This window comes from Nostoc sp. DedVER02 (assembly GCF_034530675.2).
Classification (GTDB): Bacteria; Cyanobacteriota; Cyanobacteriia; order Cyanobacteriales; family Nostocaceae; genus Nostoc.
Genome location: NZ_JAVRCP020000003.1, coordinates 88,493 through 114,361 on the forward strand (window position 1 = coordinate 88,493; position 25,869 = coordinate 114,361).

Genomic DNA, 25,869 nt, shown 5'->3' on the forward strand with positions numbered 1-25,869 from the left:
CATTCTTTACAACAAATTTCACGCAACATTATCGATACAACTTCTGAGATTTTTAGCTAGGTCTTGAATATAAGGTTCGACAAACATCGAGAAATGATCGCCTGTAACTTCAATTACTTCTATAGGTTGTTGACAAAACCTACTCCAACCGAGGAATGGGTCATCTGTATTCCATTCCGAACTTTCAAAATCATGAATTATAGGCTCATTCGCTCGAAATAAAGTCATTTTTTCAGAATACATTTGTGGAACATAACTTCGCATAGCTTGGACATGAGCTTTGAAAACTTTATAATGGCGAAGAAAATCTTTAATTTCTGTATCGCTAAAAATAAAGTTTGCTTTTTTATTAATCAAATAAAGTTGCTCATTTAATGGTAAATCTCGAAGTTCCTCAAAAGGTACTGAAAAATCTATATTATTATCAGTTTTTATTGATTCAGCCATACGAAGTAAAAATTTTGCATCATCATCTTTTGTAAATTCAATGTGTGTTTCTGATAATATGGCATCGATAACAACTAATAAACTTACAGTTTCACCTTGACTTTGCAATTGCTGGGCTATTTCAAAAGCAAGTACACCCCCGTAACAATGACCCCCTAAAAGATAAGGCCCATTTGGTTGTACTTGACGAATTTCTTTGAGGTAACGAGTTGCTGTCTCTTCAACTGAAATAATTTCTGGTTTGTCTTGATCTTGAGTATCCTCCAATGCATAAAATTGATAATCTTCACCAAGTCTTCTGGATAAGTTAAAGTAGTGACTAATACCTCCACCCGCGCCATGCATACAGAAGAAAGGTATCTTAGAACCAGAAGAGTTAATTGCAACTAAAGGAGAGTTAGAACTCTGACGGGATGGCTGACTAACAATGGTTGCTAGTTGTTCAATTGTTGGGTTTTCAAAAAGAATAGATAGAGGAAGATTATGCTCAAATCTGTCATGAATTTGAGCCATCAAACGTATAGCTAAAAATGAGTGGCCACCCAAGTCGAAAAAGCTATCTGTTACCCCAATAGGGTTAGTATTGAGGATATTTTCCCAAAGTTTTACTAATGATAACTCTGTGAAATTGCGAGGAGGAACGAAGTTTCGAGTAGTATTTGAGCGAATAACTTCGTCGGGTTTTAGAGAACGCTTGTCTACTTTGCCATTAGGTGTAAGTGGTAGTGCATCCAGTACAACAAAGGCAGAAGGTAACATATAACTAGGCAATTTCTGTTGCAAATAGGGCAATATTTGTAGAGATATGTCAGGTTTATTTGTGACCAAATAAGCAATCAAACGCGAATTACCTTGAGTCTCATTGGTGGTAATTACAACAGATTCTTGGACATCTGGATGTTGTGTAATAATAGTGGCAATCTCGCCTAATTCCACTCGAAACCCTCTAATTTTTACTTGCTCATCATGGCGACCCAAATACTCCAGATTACCATCCTTGAGATAACGGACTAAATCACCTGTTCGATAAAGCTTTGTTCCTGAGATAAAGGGGTTATCAATAAATTTTTCGTGAGTTAATTCAGGACGATGTAAATAACCCATCGCCAATCCGTCACCACCAATGTAAAGTTCACCAATACATCCCAAAGGTGTTGGTTTTAAATAGCGATTTAATACATATACTTGGGTATTGTTAATAGGGCGACCGATAGGGATACTCTTTCCTTGCTCATGGAATAAACTGGTATCGTAATAGGTAGCATTTGCAGAAACTTCTGATGAGCCGTAAAGGTTAATTAGTTTGGCAAATGGCATTAACTCTTGAAAAGTTTGAGCTAATTTGACTGATAGCGCTTCCCCACTAGTTATCCAAAGCTTTAGTTGCGATAATTTATTCGTTAAGTGGCTGTAATTATCTAGAAGTAAGCGCAGTAATGAGGGTACAAGTATTATCCGGGTTACTTTGTAATGCGCTAAAGTTTCTATAAATAATTGTGAGTCTAGTACAGTTGCATCATTAATAATTACAAGTGGAATTCCCCTAAGTAAAGGAGCAAAAATTTCCCAAATAGAATCGACAAAACTAATAGCTGTTTTCTGACAACAAACTTCTTCTGAGGTGAAAGGGTAAGTTTTCCAAAGCCAGTGTAAGCCATTGATTGTACCGCGATGAGTGCCAAGAACACCTTTCGGAGTACCAGTTGAGCCTGAAGTATAAATAATATAGGCTAAGTTACCAGTAGTGTTAGTAGGATTTTCGGAATTTTCTTGAGCAATTTCATCTTTGTGGATATCTAAACAAACAGTTTTAGCTGAAGATAATGATATTTTTTCTAATATCTGTTGTCGAGTAATTAGCACCGATGCTTGAGAATCGGAGAGCATAAAGCTTAGACGTTCAACTGGATAAGTAGAATCAAGGGGAATATATGCACCACCTGCTTTGAGAACGGCTAAAATTCCCACCACCATATCTATGGAACGTTCCAGACAGATAGCAACGAGAGTTTCATTTTTGACACCCTGTTTTTGTAAATAATGTGCAAGCTGATTAATTCTCTGGTTAAGTTGATGATAAGTAAGTTTTTCAGACTGGTTAATTAATGCTAGAGAATCCGGTGTTAGTTGAACTTGTTTCTGAAATAATTGATGAAGAGATACGTCTTGAGGATAATCTACATGAGTTTGATTAAACTTAAATAATAGTTGTTCTTGCTCAGAAGGTGTTAGTAGGGATAACTCACTCAAAGGTTGCTCTGGATTGGCAACGATATTTGTCAACAAAGTTTGGAAATTATTGATGAATTGGGTAATCGTTGTTGAATCAAAAATATCTGTATTGTACTCCAAACATCCAGTTAATCCCTCTTGGGATTCAGACATCGATAAGAAAATATCTAATTGAGCCGTACCGCTATCAAATTCCAAAGTACGCAAAGTTAAACCAGACACTTCTTGCACAGTTGTTGGAGTATTTTGCAGTACAAACATAACTTCATAAAGGGGATTCCGACTTAAGTCGCGTTCAGGCTGCAATTTTTCTACTAGCATCTCGAAGGGCAAATCTTGATGTGCATAAGCATCAAGAGTTACCTCACGCACTCGATGGATAAATTGCTTAAAAGTAGGATTACCACTGAGGTTATTACGTAATATCAAAGTATTCACAAATAAGCCCAACATCCCTTCTAATTCGGCTCGGTTGCGGTTCGCAATTGGAGAGCCAATTAAGATATCTTCTTGGTCTGTATAGCGATTTAATAATATATTAAATGCTGCCAGCAAACTCATAAATAATGTAGCGTCTGCTTGCTGGCTTAATTGTTTTAATGCATCAGTAATAGATTTTGATAATGTAAAATATTCCTTGGAACCAGTAAAAGATGTTACTGTAGGGCGCGGACGGTCTGTAGGTAATTGTAGTATGGGTAGCTCACCCTGAAGTTGCTGCTGCCAATAATTTAGTTGAGTTGCAAGGAATTCACCTTGAATGCGATCGCGCTGCCAAATTGCAAAATCCCCATACTGTATAATAAGTTCAGGTAAGGGAGAAGGTTGATTTGTAGAAAAAGCAGCGTATAACGTTGACAACTCCCGCAGGAACACATCACAAGACCATCCATCTGTAATAATGTGATGCATAGTAACAAGCAAAACATTTTCTTCTTGACTTAAATACAGTAAAGTTGCTCTGACTAAAAGTTCTTTAGCTAAATTAAAAGGTTTTTTTGCTGACTCTGCTACAAGTTGCTTAACCTCAGATTCCCAATTTTGACTGGATAAATGTTCAAGATTAATGATAGGTAAATCCAAAGTGGATTTTCCTAGAATCTTTTGCGATGGTTCTCCATTTATAAGTTGAAAATTTGTCCGCCAAACTTCGTGACGATTGATAATTTCATTCAAACTTTGGTGAAGTGCTGTAATATTTAGTTTTCCTTTGATATGGAATGCAATAGGAATATTGTAGAAAGCACTCCCGTGGTAAAGTTGGTCAATAAACCATAGCCTTTGTTGAGAAAAAGATAAGGGAATATATTGAGATATTTGACGTTTGGAGATAGTATCCGTTTTAAATTTTCCTCCCTTCCATTTTTCTAGAAGGGCTTTTTTCGCAGGTGATAAATTAGAAGATTGTTTATCCATAGTAATAATTATTGGTGAACTATTTTGCTTACTTATTGATTTAAGCGTTATGAATTATTTAAAAGCAACTCTACTTCTTCTTCAGATAATTCTTCTATTTTTTCTAACAGAAGATATTCAATCATTTCTGCTTGTTTAGCTGGGATCATTGCTTGCAATAAAAATTCTCGGAGTGGTAACTCTACAGGAAATTTTGCTCGCAATCGAGAAACTAATTGAGTAGCAATCAAGGAGTCTCCTCCTAAATCATAGAAATTATCATAGATACCAACTTCTGTAATTCCAAGTACCTCTTGCCATATTTCTGTAATTTGCTTTTCCAACTCATTTGTTGGAGCAATATAGGCATTACTAAGGTTAGGTCTAAAATAACGCGGGGATGGATCTAATTTATTTAAATTTGTAAAATTTTTGGTAGAATCAAGACTAATTATGTGATTTTTTCTAGCATTAATATCAACTGGAGAAATTAAAATCTGAGTTCCTCTCTTTAGAGAAAATATTCGTTTAAATGCTTCTACAGTTTTGGTGGCATCAATTGCTAATTCTGATCCAGGTGCTTCGCTGGAATTGATTTCTAATTTATCCCAGTTTATAATATCCCACGGCAGATTATTATTTCGGTTGTGTTCGTTCGTAAAGGTATCTATAAAGTGATTAGCTGCTGAATCTAAGCCTAGTCCAAATCCTCCTAAAATGGAAGAAAAAGAAGAAAAAATGATACAAAAATCTAACGTTTGGTTTTCTAAGATTTGTTCTAATATATTAACTCTATCACGTTGAAACTCGAATAATTTTTCCGATTCTATATTGTCAATTTCTGGAATTGAGCCAAATATATGTTCGCTTTTGATTCCAGTTGAATAAATCACCCCGTTAATTTGAGCAATATTCTCTGATGAAAAGCTTTGATGAATTTGTTGCTCATTACTTGTATCTATAGAGATGACAAAAACTTTAGCACCTAATTTTTCTAATGTTACCAATTTTTGAATTTTGCAACTCACTTCATCTTGCTGAGGATGAGTTTCTAGCCATTGCGAAAAATTATTCTTTTCTGGAAAATCTGAATCCTCAATAAATATAAGTTTTGCTTGTAGAGTTTTTGCTAAATATTCTGCAATTACAACTTCAGTACTTTTTAAACCACCAGGAAATAGGTAAACGCCTTCTTTTCTCAATGGTGTTTTTTCTTTACCTATTGCTTCTAAGCGAATTGGCTCAAATGTTTGTATCCATCGATAGGAATCGCGGTAAGCAACAACCAAATCTGAAGATATAGCCGTTAACTCATTTACTAGTTGCTCAATAATAATACTGCCATAATCTCCTTCTCTTACCTCTGTATTCTCTGCGTCTATACGGTCGGTCAAACCAACATCAATACATCGACAATTAATATTAGGGTATTCTTGAGGGATTACCTTAGATAAACCTAATATAACTGCTTTCTCAGGGTCGAGCATTTCATTACCATTAACATCCTGAATGTTGTTTGATATAATGCAAAGTTGTAAATTACTATTAGCATTTAGCTTACTAAAGCTCTGTATTAAAAATAAAAGACTATTGAATTCTAAATATTTCCTCGATTGTCTATTCTCAAGTTTGCTAAGACTCCATAAATAGGCAATATTTCGGGTAAGTCTACCATGCAATTTTAAGTCTTGAAACAAAGCTTCATAGTCTTCACATCTATATGGATTAATTGTATAAGCTCCATCACTTATCCTTCTAAATTGCTCTGCTTGTTTAACAGTAATTACATTTACATCTTGATTAATAAATAGATTAATTAATTTGTCTCCAATTCCCAAATCATCAATAAAAAATAGCCATGCTTCTGGCGCAGATTCTTTTTGATAAGAAAATGAATTAGGAAGTAAAGAACGTTTCCATGAAGGAATATAAAACCAGTCGGCGATATCTTGTTTATTCTTTAAAGAAAGCGAGGGTGATTTAGCATCAATCCAATATCGTTGTCGCTCAAAAGGATAGGTAGGTAAAGGTAAACGATGGCGTTGCTCATGAGCATAAAATCCTGACCAGTCAATGTCTACACCAGAAAGCCACAAGCGACCTAATGTTTGCAATAAAAAGCCACTATCAGATTGTTGCTCTTTAACATGACGCAATGAATTCAATACTTGTTGTTTAGCATTTTTATCTAAATGTTGTGTCGTCAAATTGCTTAAAGTTCGTCCTGGCCCCACTTCGAGAAAAACACCTTCAAACTGCTTTATTAATTGAGATATACCATCAGAAAATCTCACCGTTTGGCGTAAATGTTGACCCCAATAGTTGGGATTTGTTGCTTCGGCATCAGTAATCCAATTCCCCGTAACGTTAGAAATAAAATTAATTTTTGGAGAATGGAGTTTGCATTTTCTCACCAACTGCACAAACTCTTCTCTAATTGGCTCCATCATCGCCGAATGGAAAGCATGAGATGTATGCAACAGCCGACATTCAATCCCTTGAGAAATTAATTGCTTTTGCAGTTGTAGAATTGCTTCATTCGTGCCAGAAACAACAGATGATGATGGACTATTAATAACTGCGATTTCTAAGTTTTCTTCTAATAGCAACTGGATATGAGATGCTGGTAATTTCACTGCCAGCATACTTCCTTGAGGCAACTGTTGCATTAGTTGTCCCCTTTTTGCGACAATTAGTAGAGCATCTTTTAAGGAAAATACGCCTGCGATCGCACCTGCGACATATTCCCCGATACTATGCCCAATCATGGCTTGTGGATGTATCCCCCATTCGATAAATAACTGAGCTAGGGCGTACTCAATCACAAATAATGCTGGTTGAGTCAGGGCTGTTTGTTGTAGTTGCTTTGAAGCGGTTTCGGTATCTTCTTCTCTAGGATAAAGTAGGGAGCGGATATCAAGATTAAGGTATGCTTCCAAAATCTCGGCGCAAGTATCTATATGTTGAGCAAATACTGGTTCTACTTCGTATAGTTCTCGTGCCATGTTTGCATATTGCGCCCCTTGTCCTGAAAACATAAAGATGACTGGTTGCTTTCTATGCTCTTGGCATACAGTAAAAATCCGTTCTTGCTCCTGTGTTTCCAAGATTTTTACAGCATCTTGAATACTGTTGCACACCAATATTCGGCGATGATTAAAAGCTCTACGACCTACTTGTAAAGTATAAGCAACATCAGACAAATTTACATTTGAATATTGTTTGAAATACGTACCTAAATTTTCAGTTGCAGTGTCTAAAGCAGTACTAGTTTTAGCTGATAATAATATTAATTGCCAAGGTCTAGATCGATCAAAATATTTAATCTCAGGAGCTTCTTCTAGAATTACATGGGCATTAGTTCCACCAAAACCTAAAGAACTAACTCCTGCTCTCCGGGGAGTATTATTAGTTTTCCAGTCAGTCAGTTTAGTATTAACATAAAAGGGACTGTTGGCAAAATCAATCTCAGGATTGGGGGTTTCAAAATTTAGGCTAGGAGGTATTTGTTTATTTTTTAATGCTAAGACAGTTTTGATCAGACTTGCAACACCAGATGCTATATCTAAATGTCCGATATTTGGTTTTACTGAACCGATAGCGCAGAAGCCGTTTCTCTTACTGAAAGCACGAAAGGCTTTAGTTAGTGCAGCGATTTCGATGGGATCTCCGGTTGTTGTCCCAGTTCCATGAGTTTCTATATAGGAAATATCATCGGCATCTATTCCAGCATTTGCCAATGCTTCTACAATAACTTCAGCCTGACCATTTACACTAGGTGCTGTATAGCTAACTTTTAAAGAGCCGTCATTGTTGATTGCTGAACCTTTAATGACTGCATGAATATAATCTTTATCTGCTATAGCGTCTTGTAATCTTTTTAAGACTACTATTCCTAGGCCACTACCGAAAACAGTGCCTTGGGCTTTAGCATCAAAGGCTCGACAATGACCGTCAGGAGATAAAATTCCGTCTTTTTCATAGAAGTAACCTGACTTTTGTGGAACTATAATTGTAACCCCACCAGCTAAAGCGATATCACACTCTTCATCAAGTAAACTTTTACAGGCTAAGTGGACAGCAACTAATGAAGTAGAACAGTAAGTTTGCACACCTACACTTGGCCCTTTTAAGTTTAATTTATAAGAAACATGGGTAGTTAAAAAGTCTTTATCAAAAGTATATTTATTAGAAACATCTATCAAATTAGCATTATTATATAAATTATTAAAAAAGTAACTGTTTGTGCTGACACCAGCATAAACACCAATTAAACCATTATATGTTTCTGGGTCATATCCAGCGTTTTCAAGAGCTTCCCAAGCAGACTCTATAAAGAGGCGATGCTGGGGGTCGATGATTTCAGCTTCTTTAGGACTCCAACCAAAAAACCTAGCATCAAAATATTCAATATCTTCTAATATAGATGCTGCTTTCACATAATTGGGGTCTTTTAAAATTTTATCTTCAATATTTAAATCTCTTAATTCCCGATCCGATAAAAACGAAATTGACTCAACTTCTGTTTGGAGATTATGCCAAAATTCATCGATGCTCTTTGCGCCAGGAAAGCGACCAGACATCCCCACTATGGCTATATCTAAGTTTGCTGTTTCTTCAAATATTGTTTTGGTATTCATGATTTTCTAAACTAGACAAATTAACTTCAAATATCAATACTGTTTGGTTTTTTAAGACGCGATAAATCGCCGTCTCTACAAGTAGTTTTGGTCTTATCTGAACTGTATTGCTTTAAATATTAGCTGTTTTGCATTTTTAACTGCCTTCTTCTTTGTCCTCTCTTTAATCTTTGCTCAAACATATCCTCATGAGATTCTTCAGGAGTTAAAGTTTTAGCCATAGAGCCGATGTTAGGACATTCATAAAGTTTAGCGACAGAAATATTTAAGCTTAATACTTTATTTAAGCTAGCGATAAGTTGAATACCAATAAGGGAATCACCACCAAGCTCAAAGAAGTTATCATAGATTCCTATTCGTTCAATTCCCAGAACATTCTGCCAAATCTCAGCTAACTTTTGTTCAGTTTCAGTTCGAGGAGCAACATAATCATTGGTTAAATCTGGGCGGGGATATTTTGAGTTAAATTGATTTACACTTTCTAAAAGCTCTAATACTTGTATTTCTTTGTCAAGATTATACTGGTTTAGAGAATTAAATAAGTCAGAGGGAGATATTACAATTTGAGGTATTGTACTTCCTAATGCGCGTAAAAAAGCATCTACACCTTCATGAGGTAATATGCCGCGATTAATATTTTCTGCTTGCACTTGTGAGAGTTTTTTGGGCACTCCTGTATTTACTGCCATTCCAACTTCTTGCCAAACATCCCAGTTAATACTTGTAGTCAATGTGCCTGATTTTGAGGCATTACAGTGTGCAAAAGCATCTAGAAAAGCATTAGCTCCACAATAGTCTACTTGTCCAAATCCTCCTAAAATTGAATTCATTGATGATACCAAAACAAAGAAATCTAGTTGAATATCTTTGAGAATTGCATTAATAACTAATGTTCCTTTTACTTTCGGAGCCAAGATAGTTTCTGCTTCTTCTTGAGTTTTTCGCTGAATTACACCGCCTCCAGCAACTCCAGCAGCATGGATGACACCATTGAGTGAACCAAATTGTTGTTCAGCTTGAGCGATCGCACTTTGCATTTGTTCTGTGTTGCTAACATCAGCGATCGCCACTAAAACTTCTGCACCTAAATTTTCGAGTTCTTGAACTTTGCGAATTTTGCGGCTAATATTGTCAATCTCATCATGAGTAGCTAGCCATTGTTCCCACTCATCTCGTTGAGGAAAAGCAGAACGACCTACCAGCAGTAGTTTTGCTTGTACATTCCTAGCCAAATATTCTGCTAAAACAAATCCAATCCCTCCGAGTCCACCTGTAATTAAGTAGACTCCCTTTTCTCTAAGTCGAGGTTTTTCTAGCTTAGTTTTATCAAATCGCACTGGCTCAAAACTTTGCACCCAACGATTTAAGCCTCGATAAGCAATGAGTTTTTCAGAATCAGCAGCTGTTAATTCTGCCAGTAAGTTTTCTATAAGTTTTTGTTCTTGCCAGCTTCCACTTATAGGAAGAATAACATCAATACTCTGACAGTTTATATTTAAATATTCTTGAGGTATAACTTTAATCGTTCCCAGCAAAGTAGCTTTTTCTGGACAAATAACTTCACTTCCTGTTACTGGCTGTAAGTTGTTAGAAATAACTGTGATTTCAAAATTATTAGTAGTTTCTTGTTTTCCTAAAGCTTGTGCAAGATATAGGAGGCTGTAAAATCCTGTTGTCTGAGCTTGATCTATTTTTCCAATTTCTAATTTTTGGTCAATAGTTAATGTAACACTCCATAAGTGAGCAATTTTTTTTGGTAACTTATTGACTCTAGTAAGCTCCTGAATTAATACATCATAGTCCCGATTGTTTTCAGGATTAATAGTATATTGAGACTCATTTACCACGGTAAATTTATCACCTTTTTTTACCGTAATTACATGGCTTCTTCCTTCTAATTGTTTGACTAAGTTGATACCCAAGCCACACTCATCAAGAAACACTAAAGTGCAAGATTTTGGAGACGCTAATTCTTGATATTCGAGTTGTACAGGGTGTAAAGAAGGTTTCCAAAAAGGAATATAAAACCAGTTGGCTATATCAGGTTTTTTGCTCGGTGAGGCGGGAGTGGGTAAATGTAGCCCGTTGCTATCTTGTTGCTTTTGAGGCTCAATCCAATATCTTTGTCGCTCAAAAGGATAGGTAGGTAAAGGTAAACGATGGCGTTGCTCGTGAGCATAAAATCCTGACCAGTCTATATCGACACCAAAAAGCCATAAGCGACCTAATGTTTGCAATAAAAAGCCACTATCAGATTGTTGCTCTTTAACATGACGCAATGAATTCAATACTTGTTGTTTAGCATTTTTATCTAAATGTTGTGTCGTCAAGTTGCTTAAAGTTCGTCCTGGCCCCACTTCGAGAAAAACACCTTCAAACTGCTTGAGTAATAGAGATATGCCATCAGAAAATCTCACCGTTTGGCGTAAATGTTGACCCCAATAGTTGGGATTTGTTGCTTCGGCATCAGTAATCCAATTCCCCGTAACGTTAGAAATAAAATTAATTTTTGGGGAATGGAGTTTGCATGTTTTCACCAACTGCACAAACTCTTCTCTAATTGGCTCCATCATCGCCGAATGGAAAGCATGAGATGTATGCAACAGCCGACATTCAATCCCTTGAGAAATTAATTGCTTTTGCAGTTGTAGAATTGCTTTATTCGTGCCAGAAACAACACATGATGATTGACTATTAATAACTGCGATTTCTAAGTTTTCTTCTAATAGCAACTGGACATTATTTGCTGGTAATTTCACTGCCAGCATACTTCCTTGAGGCAACTGTTGCATTAGTTGTCCCCTTTTTGCGACAATTAGTAAAGCATCCTCTAAGGAAAATACGCCTGCGATCGCAGCTGCGACATATTCCCCGATACTATGCCCAATCATGGCTTGTGGATGTATTCCCCATTCGATAAATAACTGAGCTAGAGCGTACTCAATCACAAATAATGCTGGTTGAGTCAGGGCTGTTTGCTGTAGTTGCTTTGAAGCGGTTTCGGTATCTTCTTCTCTAGGATAAAGTAGGGAGCGGATATCAAGATTAAGGTATGCTTCCAAAATCTTGGCGCAAGTATCTACGTGTTTTTTAAACGTTGGTTCTACTTCGTATAGTTCTCGTGCCATGTTTGCATATTGCGCCCCTTGTCCTGAAAACATGAAGATGACTGGACAGTGACTTGGCTTGCGATGGTAAGTAAAAATACGTTGTGAATCGAGGAAAGTCAGTATTTTTACTGCATCTTCTGAGTCATGGCAAACTACTATGCGACGATGTTCAAAAGCCCAACGGCCTACTTGTAAAGTATGAGCAACATCCGCTAGGTTAATATCTGGATTTTGTTCAAAATGATCAGCTAAATTTGCTGTTGCAGTTTCTAAGGCTGTGCTAGTTTTGGCTGATAGTAATAACAATTGCCAAGGACGTGAGGGACTCGAAGCTGCAATCACTGGCGCTTCTTCTAAGATTGCATGAGCATTAGTTCCGCCAATTCCAAAAGAACTCACACCCGCTCGGCGTGGCGTACCGTTAGTTTTCCACTCCGATAATTTAGTGTTGACATAAAACGGACTATTAGCAAAGTCTATCTGAGGATTGGGCTGCTGAAAATGCAAACTAGGAGGTATTTGTTGATGTTTTAATGCCAGGACTGTTTTAATTAAGCCTGTCACACCTGCTGCTGTATTCAAATGCCCAATATTAGTTTTTACTGAACCGATAGCGCAAAAGCCTTTCTTATTTGTGCTAGCAGCAAAAGCTTGTGTGAGTGCCTTAATTTCAATCGGATCTCCTAAGATAGTTCCTGTACCATGAGCTTCTATATAACTAACAGTTTCAGGTTCAACTCCAGCTAAAGCTAAAGCTTCTAAAATTACCTGTCTTTGACCCTCAACACTAGGGGCTGTATATCCAACCTTTAAAAAACCATCATTATTAACTGCTGAACTTTTAATTACTGCATGAATAAAATCACCATCAGCAATGGCATCCTCTAATCTTTTCAAAACTACTACACCTAAACCATTGCCACCATTAGTTCCTTGTGCTTGAGCGTCAAAAGCTCGGCAATGTCCATCAGGAGAATGAATTCCTCCTGGTTGATAACGATAACCAAGTTTTTGGGGCACTCCAACAGAAACACCGCCCGCTAAAACAATATCACTTTCACCATTCATTAAACTTTGACAAGCTAAATGGACAGCAACCAAGGATGTAGAACAGGCAGTTTGAATATTAATACTTGGCCCTTTTAAATTTAATTTATAAGAGATTTGTGTTGGTAAAAAATCTTTCTCATTGCCAATAATAATACTATCTTCTGATTCCATTAAATCCCGGTTAGGATATAAATTTGAAAGTAAGTATGTACTTATAGCAACACCTGTAAATAGACCAATTGAACCACTATAAATTTCTGAGTTATAACCAGCATTTTCTAAGGCTTGCCAAACACACTCCATAAAAAGGCGGTGTTGGGGATCTGTAATTTCGGCTTCTCTGGGAGAAAAGCCAAAAAATGAAGCGTCAAATAACTCTATATCTTCTAATACACCGCCTGATTTCACATAACTAGGATCATTCAACAATGTTGGATTTACGCCAGCAGATACTAGTTCTTCATCCGTAAAACAAGCAATCGATTCTACACCATCTCGCAGGTTTTCCCAGAAAATATCAACGTTTTTTGATCCAGGAAAACGCCCAGACATACCGATAATCGCTATTTCATCTTGGTCATTGAAACTTTGCGAAGTATTTAAGTTATCCATCGTTTTTATAAAATTTTAAATTGATATTTTGGCAGCAATTTGGATTTGATCGTTTAAAACTGCTTGAATGTCTTCTTCGGTAGTCAAAGGATTGGCAATCACTGCCCGCATTGCAACTACAGGATTGTCATTACCAAAATTGATATTTTTTTTGATAGTTCTAGAGATGAAAGTATGACCAATTTGACGCTGATTTTTTTGCAAAGCTTCATTGACATTATTGATTATTTCATTATCTATATCTGTCAATGCTTTTTTAGCCGCCAGCCCTCGCCATTGCTCTGGAATATAACGATAAATTAGTAAATTTGTATCAGGTTCTGCCAGCAATTCAAATTCAGGCATAGCCGAAATACAAGCAGCCATGTATTGAGTTTTTCGGATTCCTTCATCAATTAAAAACTCATATCCCTTAAGTCCAATCAGCTTTAAACCAGCATGTAACAATAAAGCCATGCCTGGACGAGAACCTTCTAAAGCACGCTTACCTAAATCAAATGATCCCTTACGCATGGTATAACTAGCCTGCTTTTCGATTGAAGAAGCTAGATAGGGATCGCGGAAAAATATCATTCCAATCCCCATTGGTAGATACAGTTGTTTATGTCCATCAATAGTTACTGAATCCGCCTTTTCTATACCAGCAAGCTTATGCCGATATTGTTCAGAAAAAATTAGCGGCCCTCCCCAAGCAGCATCTACATGAAAGTGAACATTGGCTTCTTGTGCAATCTCCGCAATATCTTTTAAAGAATCAACTCCACCTGAATCTGTTGTACCAGCAACTCCGACAATTGCGATAATTAGTAGGTTTTGCTGACGGCATTCTGCAACAGTTTGGCGCAGCGCTGATAAGTTAATTCGGTTATTACAATCAGCAAGAACTCTAAGCAAACCCTGTGTTCCAATACTCATTAAATCCGCAGCTTTATCAAAAGAATAGTGCATTAAATCAGAGCCAATAATCACTGCTCCTTTGTAGCCATAGAAATCTAAAGCAGCTGCTAAACCTTCTTTTTCTACACCAAGAAATCCATCTTTTGGCCCTAATGCAGCATTTCGCGCACACCAAAGTGCTGTGATGTTTGCCACTGTTCCACCAGAAACCAAAATTCCTAGTGTACTTAAATTGTTTTGAATATGTTGAGTGTAGAAACCTTCAGAAAGATTATAAATCTGTCGATGCAACATCGCTAAAGCTTCACGTTCAAAGAAGCTGAGGGATTTAGCTGTTTCTATTTTGACGGCGTTTTGATTCATGGCCGTCATCAGTTTAGCCAAAGGGCGTACAAAACTAGGAAGCGCCGAGGTCATGTGACCAATAAATCGTGGCGAAGATGTATGTATTGAATGAGCAACAACATTGTTACCTATGTACTTGAGATAGGTTTCAAAATTAGTCGGTTGAACAGGAATTTTACTATCTGAGAATTTCTCTAGTAATGAGTCTAAATCAATGTTGCTATTAGAATCAATATTGCTTAAAAAATCTTGAGAAATTTGATCGGTGATTTCATCTATTTGTTTTTCAAGAGAGCTTACCTGATTGCATGAAGCAAACATTTGCATTACTTTCTCTTCTATGCCATCATCTAATGTCTGTTCAGATTCAAAAAAGTAATTTTTATTTAGCATTTCTTGTTTGCTTAATGTCATATTGTGTTTGCCGCAATATTTTTGACTTGATTGTTGGGATTAGCGATCGCTTGGTTAAAACTAAGCATCTTTTTGCTTTGTTGCTGCTCGATGCTCTTTCCTCGCCTGTTTTCGTCGCTGTACCGAGGCTGTTCTATTCTCTAAGTTCTGAGGATGGCGTGAAACAGATATTTCTTCGCTAGATTCCTGACTAAAATATTTAGCCAAGTGGCTGATAGTGGGATATTCAAACATATCAACCAAGGTAAAATCTCGCTGGAATATTTTTTGTAACTTGCTATGAACTTGAATTAAAAGCAATGAATGACCACCAAGTTCAAAGAAGTTGTCATGAATTCCTACGTCGCCAATATTTAGTATTTCTTGCCAGATGCTAGCAATAGTTTTTTCTACCTCGGTTTGGGGTGGCTGATAAGCTGCTTCTAATTCAGGTCTTGTGGTATCCGGTGCGGGTAGTGCATGGCGATCGACTTTACCGTTAGGTGTCAGTGGCAGCTTATCTAGCATTACAAAGGCTGATGGCATCATGTAGTTCGGCAGCGTTGCTTCTAAATGCTGCCGTAACAAAGACACAACCTGAGTATTAGACATCTGTTGTAGTGGAGTGTTAGCAAAATCAGTCCAAGTCTGAGAGCTAATTGTTTTTCCTGGAGGAGCGATCGCTATATGCTGGATTTGTGATGCTAAGGTGCGCTTCTTGAATACTACTTGGTATTGGCCATCAACACTATTCTCTGACCAGCTAATATCGACGATATAAGGTAATTCTTCGCTCAAAGTCCATAGTTCTTCGGGGTCTACACCTGTTGTTGCGATCGCTTGGAGAGCTTGGCGTAACTCATCAACAGTTGTCACACCTTTGGAGTTTTTGAGGAATTCCACAGCTTTTACATCTGCGAAGACACGAGCATTAGGCACATTAGCAATTCCTAAAATATCTGGCTCAGTCTCTATAAGTAATTGACGGACAGATGCAAGGGTAAACTTTTCTTGCTGCCAATCTAACCATGAAATATCTAGTGTGGGATAAATTTCATGTCCGACATGGATAACCACATCGTAGCGGAATTTAGTCAATTCATTATGAAAGTGCCCACGTTCTAGATGAATTTCTACATGGCTAATTTTGGGTAGATACTGTTTTAAGGCGATGAAGAAGCCTGGATCAATAACTAATTGTTTCTCTGCAAATATTTGCTTTTTTACATTTTGCTGTAAATTTGCCACAGAGAGAGAATCTGGTGCTTTATGTAGTTGAACAGAGGTGTGAAAAGCTTCTAGTAAGCTGAAATTACGAACATCTCCTAAAAATATAAAACCTCCAGGTTCTACTACATTTACAGCACCTTCCAAAACTTTTAATAAGTAATCAATACTTGGAAAATACTGAGCTACTGAGACTATGAATACAGAATCAAAAGTATCTGGACTCATCCCAGTAAAGTCATCTGCTCCTCTGTTGAGAAAACTGACTCTCGATAAATCTTGCCCTAAGTTGCTCAATTGTTGCTGAAGAATATTGAGAGCATTTTGGGAAATGTCAGTTGCACAGTATTGTCTGCAATGGGGAGCAAAGCGTAAGAGCATAAGACCGCTACCACCACAGCCGATTTCTAGTACATGGGTTGGTTGTAAAGCTGAAATCCGCTCAACTGTTTGCTTTGTCCACTCGCGGACTTCTTCATCAGGGATATGCAAGCCTGTATAACTACTTTCCCAACCTTTGATATAAAAACCTGACTGTTGTTCTGAGTCTAATTCGTTGTAAAGGCTATCAAAAACTGCCTGCCAATGGGAGGCTTGTTGAGTGTTCAAATCAACGCCTGCTGTCTGTGCTTTGACAACATCAGATGTATTGCCAACTACGTAGGCGACTAACTGCTTAGATGACACATCTTTCCTAGCAATTACTGTAGCTTCCCGAACAGATGGATGTTCGTTGATGAGTGCTTCGATTTCCCCCAATTCAATACGGAAGCCGCGAATTTTGACTTGGTTATCAATGCGATCGCTAAATTCAATTTGACCATCGTTGCGGTAGCGGACGCGATCGCCTGTTTTGTAAAGACGCTCTGAAGAAGCAGGGGAGCAGGGAGCAGGGAGCAGAGGGGAGGATCTTCTCCCTTGATCCCTGCCTCCTGACTCATCAAATGGATTTGGTATAAATTTCTGATCTGTTAGTTCTGGTTGATTCAGATAGCCTCTGGCTACACCAACTCCGCCAATATGCAATTCGCCCCAAACGCCGATGGGAACTGGTTGTAAATCCGCATCTAACACATAGGTTTGCATGTTAGCGATCGCTCGGCCAATTGGTACTTCCCCCTCTACAGTTGCCACATCGCAAATTGTAGCCACTACTGTAGTTTCTGTTGGCCCATAGCTATTAATTAAACGGATACGTGAATCTACTTGCTTTCGCCACGTGTTAACTGTATCTGGTAAAGCTTTTTCGCCACCAATGATAACTAGGCGCAGTGATTCTGGTAACTTTAACGCCGATGTTGCCAGTTCAGATGTTAGTTGATGCCAAAAAGCAGTAGGTAAATCTAAAACTGATATACCATACTGTTGACATTTTTCATTAAAAGTTTTGATTGAAACCAACATTTCATCAGTTCGCAATACCAAAGTTGCACCGTTTACCAAACAAGGAAAAATTTCTTCACAAGCGGCATCAAAGCTAATAGAGGCAAATTGCAAAATGCGGTCTTGTGGTTGTATTTGGTACTGTGCGATCGCAGCTTGCACAAAGTTGACCAAAGACTGATGTTGGATGGCGACACCTTTGGGTATTCCAGTAGAGCCTGATGTATAAATTACATAAGCTAAATTTGCAGGGGTGGTTTGATTGACAGGATTTTCTGTGATTCCTGATTGCCAATCAATATCGTCTAAACAGATGACTTTTGCTGTATGTGCTGGTAACTTGCCCTGGAGGTAATTTTGAGTAAATAATACTGACACTTGAGCATCATTTAGCAACATTTCCAATCGTTGCTGCGGATAAGTTGGGTCAATTGGTACGTAAGCTCCCCCAGCTTTCAGGATGGCCAATAACCCAATTATCATCTCCATTGAGCGCTGCATACAAAGCCCTACCAAGACTTCTGGTTTGACTCCGAGCGATCGCAACTGATGTGCCAATTGATTAGCTTTTGTGTTAAGTTCCTGATAGGTCAGTTGTCGATCTTCAAAAACAACTGCGATCGCATCTGGTGTTTTTTCTACTTGCGCTTCAAACAATTCATGGATACATTTATCCTGAGAATACTCAGTTTTTGTATTATTCCATTCCTTAAGAATTTGCTCGCTTTCTTTTGCCGTCAACATCGGCAATTCCCGAAGTTTTCTTTCAGGGTTAGCGATAAACTCTTCTAGCAAGGTTTTTAAATGCCCCAGCATCCGGCTAATAGTATCACTATCAAAGTGACGGATATCATAAGAAATGGAGAGATTTAATAAACCTGAATTAGGTACGACTCCCAAGGTAAGAGGATAGTTTGTCCAGTCAAATAATGAGCGATCGCCTAATAACTGAGATTCAACAATCCCTATGCTTTCAGCAAGCTCTCCTTGATTGTAATCTACTAACTCATTATCAAAAACTAAAATACTATCAAATAGTCGTAACCCACGGGGAATTTCACTCCATTGTTGAATTTTGATTAATGGGCTGTATTCATATTCGCGCATCTGAACTTCTTCAGCTTGCAGTTTTTTCAACCAAAATGTGAGCAAAGTATTACTATCAACTTCAACTCTGAGTGGTAGTGTGTTGATAAAGAGTCCCACCATAGACTCAGCATCTGCTAACGCAGTTGGTCGCCCCGAAGATGTAGAACCAAAAACTATATCTGAATCTTGGCTATAACGGCTCAACAGCAAAGCCCAAGCTCCTTTAATTAGGATATTTAAGGTAAGCTGATGTTTTCGCGCTAAGGATTTTAAGGCAGTTGTCATCTCTGCCGATATCAAAACTTCTTGTCTTTGATAATCTTCTTTTTGGTCACTAGTAGAATTTTTTGTTGTAAGAATTGGCGTTGGTAGTGTAAATCCTTTGAGCTTTTGCCGCCAAAAATCCTCTGCTTTGTCTAGGTCTTGTTGGTGTAACCAAGCAATATATTCTTTGTAGGGACGTGGGGGTTCTAAATATAAATCTTTACCTTGACAAAAAGCATTATAAAACTCATAGAATTCCTTCCACAACCAATTTATAGACCAGCCTTCCATTAATATGTGGTGAAAGCTGAAAATAAATTCATAAGTGTCATCAGCCACTTGAATTAATGTGATCCGAATTAAAGGAGCTTCGGAAAGTTCAAAACCGCGATCGCCATCTTTTTTTAAGAACTCTTTTAGTTGCTTTTGTTGTTCTGGAAAAGATAATTCTCGCCAATCTTGGAATTCCCAAGGCAACTCCACTTTTTGATGAACAACCTGATATGGTTTATCAAGATTATCCCAGTAAAAAGAAGTACGTAGAATTGGATGGCGATCTACAACTCTCTGCCAAGCTTTTTGAAAGGCTGAAATATTAAGCTGAGTTTGCAAAGTCAAGCAATTTTGCTCGAAATATACTACTGAGTCGGGGGCAGCAATTTTGTGAAAAAGCATACCCTGCTGCATGGACGAAAGTTCATATATATCTTCAATATTATTTTGTTTCATTAAGAATTCCTCCTGCTTGATTGACCAACCTGAGCTAGCAATTTGCTTAAATTATCTTGATTAATATTTGCTGCCGAAAAATCTGAAGGTGTGTACTCTCCTGCTTCTAAAGACTGGCAGTGAGTAATTAAAGATAAAAGCGCTTGGACAAAATTATTAGCTAATTTCTCTACTGTCTGACGTTCATGAACATTCTTGCTATAGTACCAATCTAGTTGCAACTGACCTTCCACAACTGATGCAATCAGATGTAATTTATGTTGACGAGTTGCTTGCAAACTAATCATTCCTTCTGGGATTTCTTCACTCAATTGGAACAAAGAATCTTGAGGTAAACTTTTAGCAAGCTGACCGATATAAAGGAACGCTACTTCTGCTTGAGGAATTGACCGGATTTTCTCTTGAACTACCGTATCCTGACTGAGATAACGTAGCACTCCATAATCAAGACCCTCACCAGAAATGCTACGCAATTGCTCCTTCACTACTTTCAATGCATCGCCTGGATTATCAGCTTTTTCTAAGTCCAAAAGTACAGGATAGGTAGTAGTAATCCATCCTACAGTCCTTGAAATATCAACATTATCTATACCACTAGTACTGACTTCCCGCCCATTTTCTTCTAAGTCAATTAGGAGTGAATTTTTACCCGTCCATTGGGCAAAAGCCTGAACAAAAGCAGTGAGCAAAACTTCTTGGGTATTAGTTCGATAAACTCCTGGAACTTCTTGAAGCAGGGCTTGAGTATCTTTGTTACCTAGTGTTACTGATACAATTTGCTCTGATGCCATATTGTTGATGCTATCAGAATAATCTATTGGCAGAGGAGATTGCTTGTGGCGATCGCTCAACCAATAATTTTTGGCTTTCTGTAAATTTGCCGAGTTAGCGTATTCTTCTAGCCGCAAAGCCCATTGTTTGTAAGAAGTTGTCTTTGGTGGCAGTTCAATCGCCTTACCCTGGCGGATTTGCTGATAAGCCGTTTGCAAATCCTCTAGTAAGACTCGCCAAGAACCGGGATCTACTCCCAAGTGATGGGCGACGATGAGCAAGCGGCTGGATTTATTTGCACCCAAGTCAAAAAGCGCTACTCGCACAATCGGCCCTGCTGACAGGTTGAGACTAGTTTGTAGTTGAACAGTAATTGTTTTTATTTCCAGTTCTTGAGCATCTTCTGATAATGCCGATAAATCTATGTGTGTAAATGGGATCTCTTCATAGCCAGAATTCATTGCCTGCCAGCCAGATTCGGTAAACTTGAACCGCAAGCGCAATGCATCGTGGTGTAATAGTAATTGCTGCCATGCTTGCTCTAACACTGCCGGATCGATAACTTCTGCGGCTTCTAAAAAAATTGACTGGTTCCAGTGGTGCGGTTCTGATATATTCCGTTCAAAGAATCGATGGTGAATTGGTGTAAGGGGTAGTGAACCAGTTACTAAGCCTTGTTCAGCCTGGACAACTTGACTGGTACTGATTACCCCTGCTAGTTTAGCGATCGTCTGATGCTCGAATAATTGCTGAGGAGTTAGGCGAAAACCTGCTTTAGCGGCTCTAGCGCTGACTTGAATACCAAGTACCGAATCCCCACCCAACTCGAAAAAGCTATCGTCGATGCCTACTTGCCCAATGCCAAGAAGTTCTTGCCAGATATGAGCAATAGTTTCCTCTACCTCACTTCTGGGAGCAACATAAGCATTATCTAAATTAGGTCTTAAATAAGATGAACCGGAATTGGTTTTTGATGCAAGTTGAGAATTTTGATTAAATTCTAGTTGAATCCATCTCTTGATGCTAGCTTGCAAGTCTACCGTTGATGTGACTATCTGCGTAAATTTACTTCTAGATAAAGCACGTTTAAAAACCTCCAGACCTTCTGCCCGCGTCATCATTGAGTCTGCACCTTTAGCCATCGATTCCGAGAATTCTTGAGTTATCCAGTCGCCATAATTGATACTCAACCAAGGAATAAGACTTGTTTGATTGTGTTTGTGTACAAAAGCATCCGTGAATATGTGTGCTGCTGGATAGGCAGCCATGCCCATTACGCCCAGAACTGATGCTAATGACGATATGATTACGCAGAAATCGAGTTGTCTTTCTTGTAGTATTTTTTCTAATACAAATAACCCGTAGCCTGTGGAGCGGAATTGAGTTTCACACTCAGTTTTACTTATCTGTTGGACAGTGTTGTAGACTCTCACGGTTGCGGTATGGATGACACCATGAATCTCACCAAAGCGCTTTGATGCTTGAGTCATTACCGCTTGCATTTGTTCGAGATTAGCAACATCGGCGCGACAAATCAAAACTTCTGCACCCAAAGCTTCTAATGCTTGAATTTTCTGGATTTTGCGGCTGATATCATCGTTATCATCATGAGTTGCTAGCCATTGCAACCACTCTGTTTTTGCAGGTAAACCTGAACGCCCTGTGAGAATTAGTTTAGTATGCGCTGTTTGGGCAAGATATTCTGCCAACACCAAGCCAACATCCCCTAAACCACCGACTATTAAATATACTCCCCCTTCTCTGATGGGAATTGTTTCTTGATTTGGTTCTTCGAGTTGTATCGGTTCAAAAGTTTGTACCCAGCGATGTTTGCCACGGTAGGCAATTATATTTTCAGATGCGGTTTGAGTGAGTTCTGTTACAAGTTGGTCGATAAGTTGATTTTCTTGACGTGTCCCTGATTCAGGAATGACTACATCAATTTGACGACAGGTGATATTCGGATACTCTTGAGGAATCACTTTACAAATTCCCAAGATAGTCGCCTTTTCTGGACACAATTGTTCATCACCGTTCACCTCTTGCACATTGTTGGTTGCTACCAAAAATTGGACATCGGTAACTTCTTCTTTGCCCAATGCTTGCGCCAAGAAAAGTAAACTATAAAAACCTAAATTTTGACATTCTTCAAAGAACTGATGGGATGATTGCGCGTTGGGGATGAGACTCCAAAAATGGACGAAATGCCATCCTGCGATCGCATTTGATTTAAAATTCCATAGTTCCTTCACCAAAGCATCATAGTCACGGCTCGATTGGGGATTAATTGCGTAAGACTTCTCACTGAGTTGTCTAAATTGCTCTCCCACAGTTACCGTAATTACATCATGCCCTTGTAATTCCAACTGTTTGGCAACTCCCGAACCAAATTCAGCAGTATTAATAAAGACTACATAACATAATTTTTGTGTTGATTTTCCTCCTAAATGTGGTGAGCGTTTCCAAGAAGGGATATAAAACCAGTCGGTAATATTTGGTTTTTTGTATAATGCTTGTGGCGATCGCGTAGCTAACTGAGCTTCAGGATTAGCATCAATCCAGTAACGCTGACGTTCAAAAGGATAGGTCGGTAAAGGGATGCGATCGCGTTTTTCACGAACATAAAAACCAGACCAATCTACTTTTACCCCCGCCAGCCAAAGGCGGCCTAATGTGTTCATCAAAAAGGCGACATCTGACTGCTGCTCGTAGGAATGGCGCAGGGAAGGGAGCATCACAGATTTAGCTCTATCGTCATCTAGACATTGTGATGCAAAACTGCTCAATGCCTGACCGGGGCCAACTTCCAGTAAAATCGGATTATCTTTTTGCCATAACTGTTTTACCCCATCAGCAAAGCGGACTGCTTGACAGAGGTGTTTTACCCAATAACTAGGATCTGTTGCTTGGTCTGCGGTAATCCAAGTTCCTGTAACGTTGGATAAATAGGGAATTTTTGGGGATTTGAGGCTGAATGTGTTAACTAAATCGTGAAAAGTTGGTGCGATCGCTTCCATCATCACAGAATGGAAAGCATGAGAGGTCTGTAACCGTTTACCAACTAAACCCCGTTCGCTCAATTGTCGTTCTAATTCTTCAATCGCATCGGTAAAACCTGCAATTACACACAGTGATGAGCCGTTAATTGCAGACATAGAGATTTTATCATTTAACAGAGGCTTTATTTCTTCTTCTGAAAGAGCGATCGCTAGCATTGCCCCACTTGGTAACTCTTGAATCATTTGCGCTCTTTTCGCTACCAAAGTTAAAGCGTCTTCCAGAGATAAAACCTCGGCTAAAGTCGCCGCTACATATTCCCCGATGCTGTAGCCAATCATTGCCGAAGGACGAATTCCCCATGACATCCACAACTGAGCTAAAGCGTATTCAATGACAAAAATAGCTGGTTGGGTGAGAAAAGTTTGATTCAGCTTTTGACTGCTGACATCAGTTTGTTCGGTTCCTCGTCCTAACATTTTTCGCAAATCTAGCCCAGCAGAAAGAGTACTTGATTTCTTTCCATTTTGAGGATACAAAACATCGCGCAAATCAAGACCAAGCTGAGGTTTGAGGAGTTCGCAGCATTGGTCAACCGAGACGCGAAATGTTGGCTCAGTTTGGTAAAGTTCCAGAGCCATATCAACATAATGAGTTCCTAACCCAGAAAACATAAAGGCAACAGGACGTTCCTGAGTTTTCTGAGTACTGGTTAAAACTCGCTTTGGTTCTTGAAGTGCGTTGAGTGCATCTTGCATATCTCGGCAGACAACTGCACGCCGATAATCGAAATTTCTCCGCCCAACCTGCAATGTATAAGCGACATCAGCAAGGTTTAAATCAGGATACTTTTGCAGATAATTAGCAAGATTTTTTGTAGCAATTTCTAGTGCCGATTCCGTTTTAGTAGAAAGAACTAATAGATGATATTTTCTCCCCTGCTCCCCTGCTCCCCTGCTCCCCTGCTCCCCTACAATTGGGGCTTCTTCAACAATCAGATGCACATTGGTTCCCCCTAACCCAAAGGAACTGACTCCCGCACGTCGGGGGCTGCCATTTGTTTCCCATTCTGCAAGTTTGGTATTGACGTAGAAAGGACTATTGGCAAAGTCAATTTCGGGATTAGGGGAAGTGAAATGTAAGCTGGGAGGTATTTGTTTGTGCTTGAGTGCGAGAACGGTTTTGATTAATCCCGTCACACCAGCCGCAGTATCCAAATGCCCAATATTAGTTTTGACGGAACCAATGGCGCAGAATCCAATATTTTCGGTACTAGAGCGAAAAGCTTGCGTCAAAGCAGCGATTTCAATGGGATCTCCTAAAGCTGTTGCAGTACCGTGAGTTTCCACATAAGTGATAGTTTCCGCTTCTACTTCAGCGACTATTTGGGCTGTTCTAATTACCTTTGCTTGGGTATCGATGCGGGGCGCTGTGTAGCTGACTTTGAATGAACCATCATTATTGATCGCCGATCCTTTGATTACAGCATGAATAGTGTCGCGATCGCTCAAAGCATCTTCCAATCGTTTCAACACGACAATGCCCACACCCTCACCGCCCACAGAACCCTGTGCATCAGCATCAAAAGCCCGGCAATGTCCATCAGGGGATAATATTCCCCCTTCTGTGTATGCGTACCCTTCTTTTCTTGTAGCGCTGATAGCAACTCCACCAGCTAAAGCGATATCACATTCGCCATTGAGCAAGCTTTGACAAGCTAAGTGAACAGCAACCAATGAAGTTGAGCAAGCAGTTTGCACTGCATAACTTGGCCCTTCTAAGTTGAGTTTGTAAGAAACGCGAGTAGTTAAAAAATCTTTATTACCTGCCAGAATTAGTTGCTGAGGATCGATAGAGTTAATGATATTTGGATTTAGATAAATATTAAGTAAATAAGTGTTCAAAGCAGAGCCAGCATAAACCCCAATTGCACCTTGATAATTTTGGGAATCATATCCCGCATTTTCTAGGGCTGACCAAGCACACTCTAAGAAAATTCGGTGTTGCGGATCTGTTATTTCTGCTTCTCTGGGATTGTAGCCAAAAAATTCTGCATCAAATAATTCTGCATCTTCTAATACAGCTTGTGCTTTGACATATTTAGGGTCATTTAATATAGATGAACTTATCCCTGCTGACAATAATTCTTCATCAGTAAAAAAAGAAATTGATTCTACGCCATTTTGAAGATTATCCCAGAATTCATCAATATCTTTCGCTCCTGGAAAGCGCCCCGATAAGCCGATAATTGCTATTTCTGAACCAGTGAGAGTGTTAGAATCCATAAT

6 protein-coding genes are annotated in these 25,869 nt (G+C 38.7%); all 6 read right to left on the reverse strand.

What is annotated here, in order from left to right:
* Window positions 1-18: 18 nt before the first annotated feature.
* The 6 genes from RMZ41_RS06105 to RMZ41_RS06130 all read right to left on the reverse strand — a co-directional run bounded on the left by RMZ41_RS06105 (window position 19) and on the right by RMZ41_RS06130 (window position 25,866).
* Window positions 19-4,095 (reverse strand): amino acid adenylation domain-containing protein, encoded by a 4,077-nt coding sequence (locus RMZ41_RS06105; RefSeq protein WP_322643281.1) that lies wholly within the window; start codon window positions 4,093-4,095, stop codon window positions 19-21.
* Window positions 4,096-4,142: 47 nt separating this feature from the next.
* Window positions 4,143-8,714, reverse strand: coding sequence for a polyketide synthase (locus RMZ41_RS06110; RefSeq protein ID WP_322643282.1), 4,572 nt, complete (start codon window positions 8,712-8,714; stop codon window positions 4,143-4,145).
* Between the two features lie 119 nt (window positions 8,715-8,833).
* Window positions 8,834-13,486, reverse strand: coding sequence for a type I polyketide synthase (locus RMZ41_RS06115; RefSeq protein ID WP_322643283.1), 4,653 nt, complete (start codon window positions 13,484-13,486; stop codon window positions 8,834-8,836).
* A 15-nt stretch (window positions 13,487-13,501) separates the two neighbouring features.
* The gene (panP, locus tag RMZ41_RS06120; protein WP_322643284.1) at window positions 13,502-15,142 is read right to left on the reverse strand and encodes a pyridoxal-dependent aspartate 1-decarboxylase PanP; all 1,641 of its coding nucleotides are present in this window, start codon (window positions 15,140-15,142) and stop codon (window positions 13,502-13,504) included.
* 60 nt (window positions 15,143-15,202) lie between these two features.
* Window positions 15,203-19,813: a non-ribosomal peptide synthetase gene (locus tag RMZ41_RS06125; RefSeq protein ID WP_322643285.1), complete on the reverse strand. Its 4,611-nt coding sequence runs from the start codon at window positions 19,811-19,813 to the stop codon at window positions 15,203-15,205.
* Window positions 19,813-25,866, reverse strand: a complete 6,054-nt coding sequence (locus RMZ41_RS06130) for a type I polyketide synthase (RefSeq protein WP_322643286.1) — start codon at window positions 25,864-25,866, stop codon at window positions 19,813-19,815. Before RMZ41_RS06130 ends, RMZ41_RS06125 begins: the two co-directional genes overlap by 1 nt.
* Window positions 25,867-25,869 lie beyond the last annotated feature (3 nt).

Bases quoted from the DNA above. Each gene is read 5' to 3' on its own strand.
- panP (WP_322643284.1), bottom strand. From the start codon at position 15,142: ATGACATTAAGCAAACAAGAAATGCTAAATAAAAATTACTTTTTTGAA.
- RMZ41_RS06125 (WP_322643285.1), bottom strand. From the start codon at position 19,813: ATGAAACAAAATAATATTGAAGATATATATGAACTTTCGTCCATGCAG.
- RMZ41_RS06110 (WP_322643282.1), bottom strand. From the start codon at position 8,714: ATGAATACCAAAACAATATTTGAAGAAACAGCAAACTTAGATATAGCC.
- RMZ41_RS06130 (WP_322643286.1), bottom strand. From the start codon at position 25,866: ATGGATTCTAACACTCTCACTGGTTCAGAAATAGCAATTATCGGCTTA.
- RMZ41_RS06105 (WP_322643281.1), bottom strand. From the start codon at position 4,095: ATGGATAAACAATCTTCTAATTTATCACCTGCGAAAAAAGCCCTTCTA.
- RMZ41_RS06115 (WP_322643283.1), bottom strand. From the start codon at position 13,486: ATGGATAACTTAAATACTTCGCAAAGTTTCAATGACCAAGATGAAATA.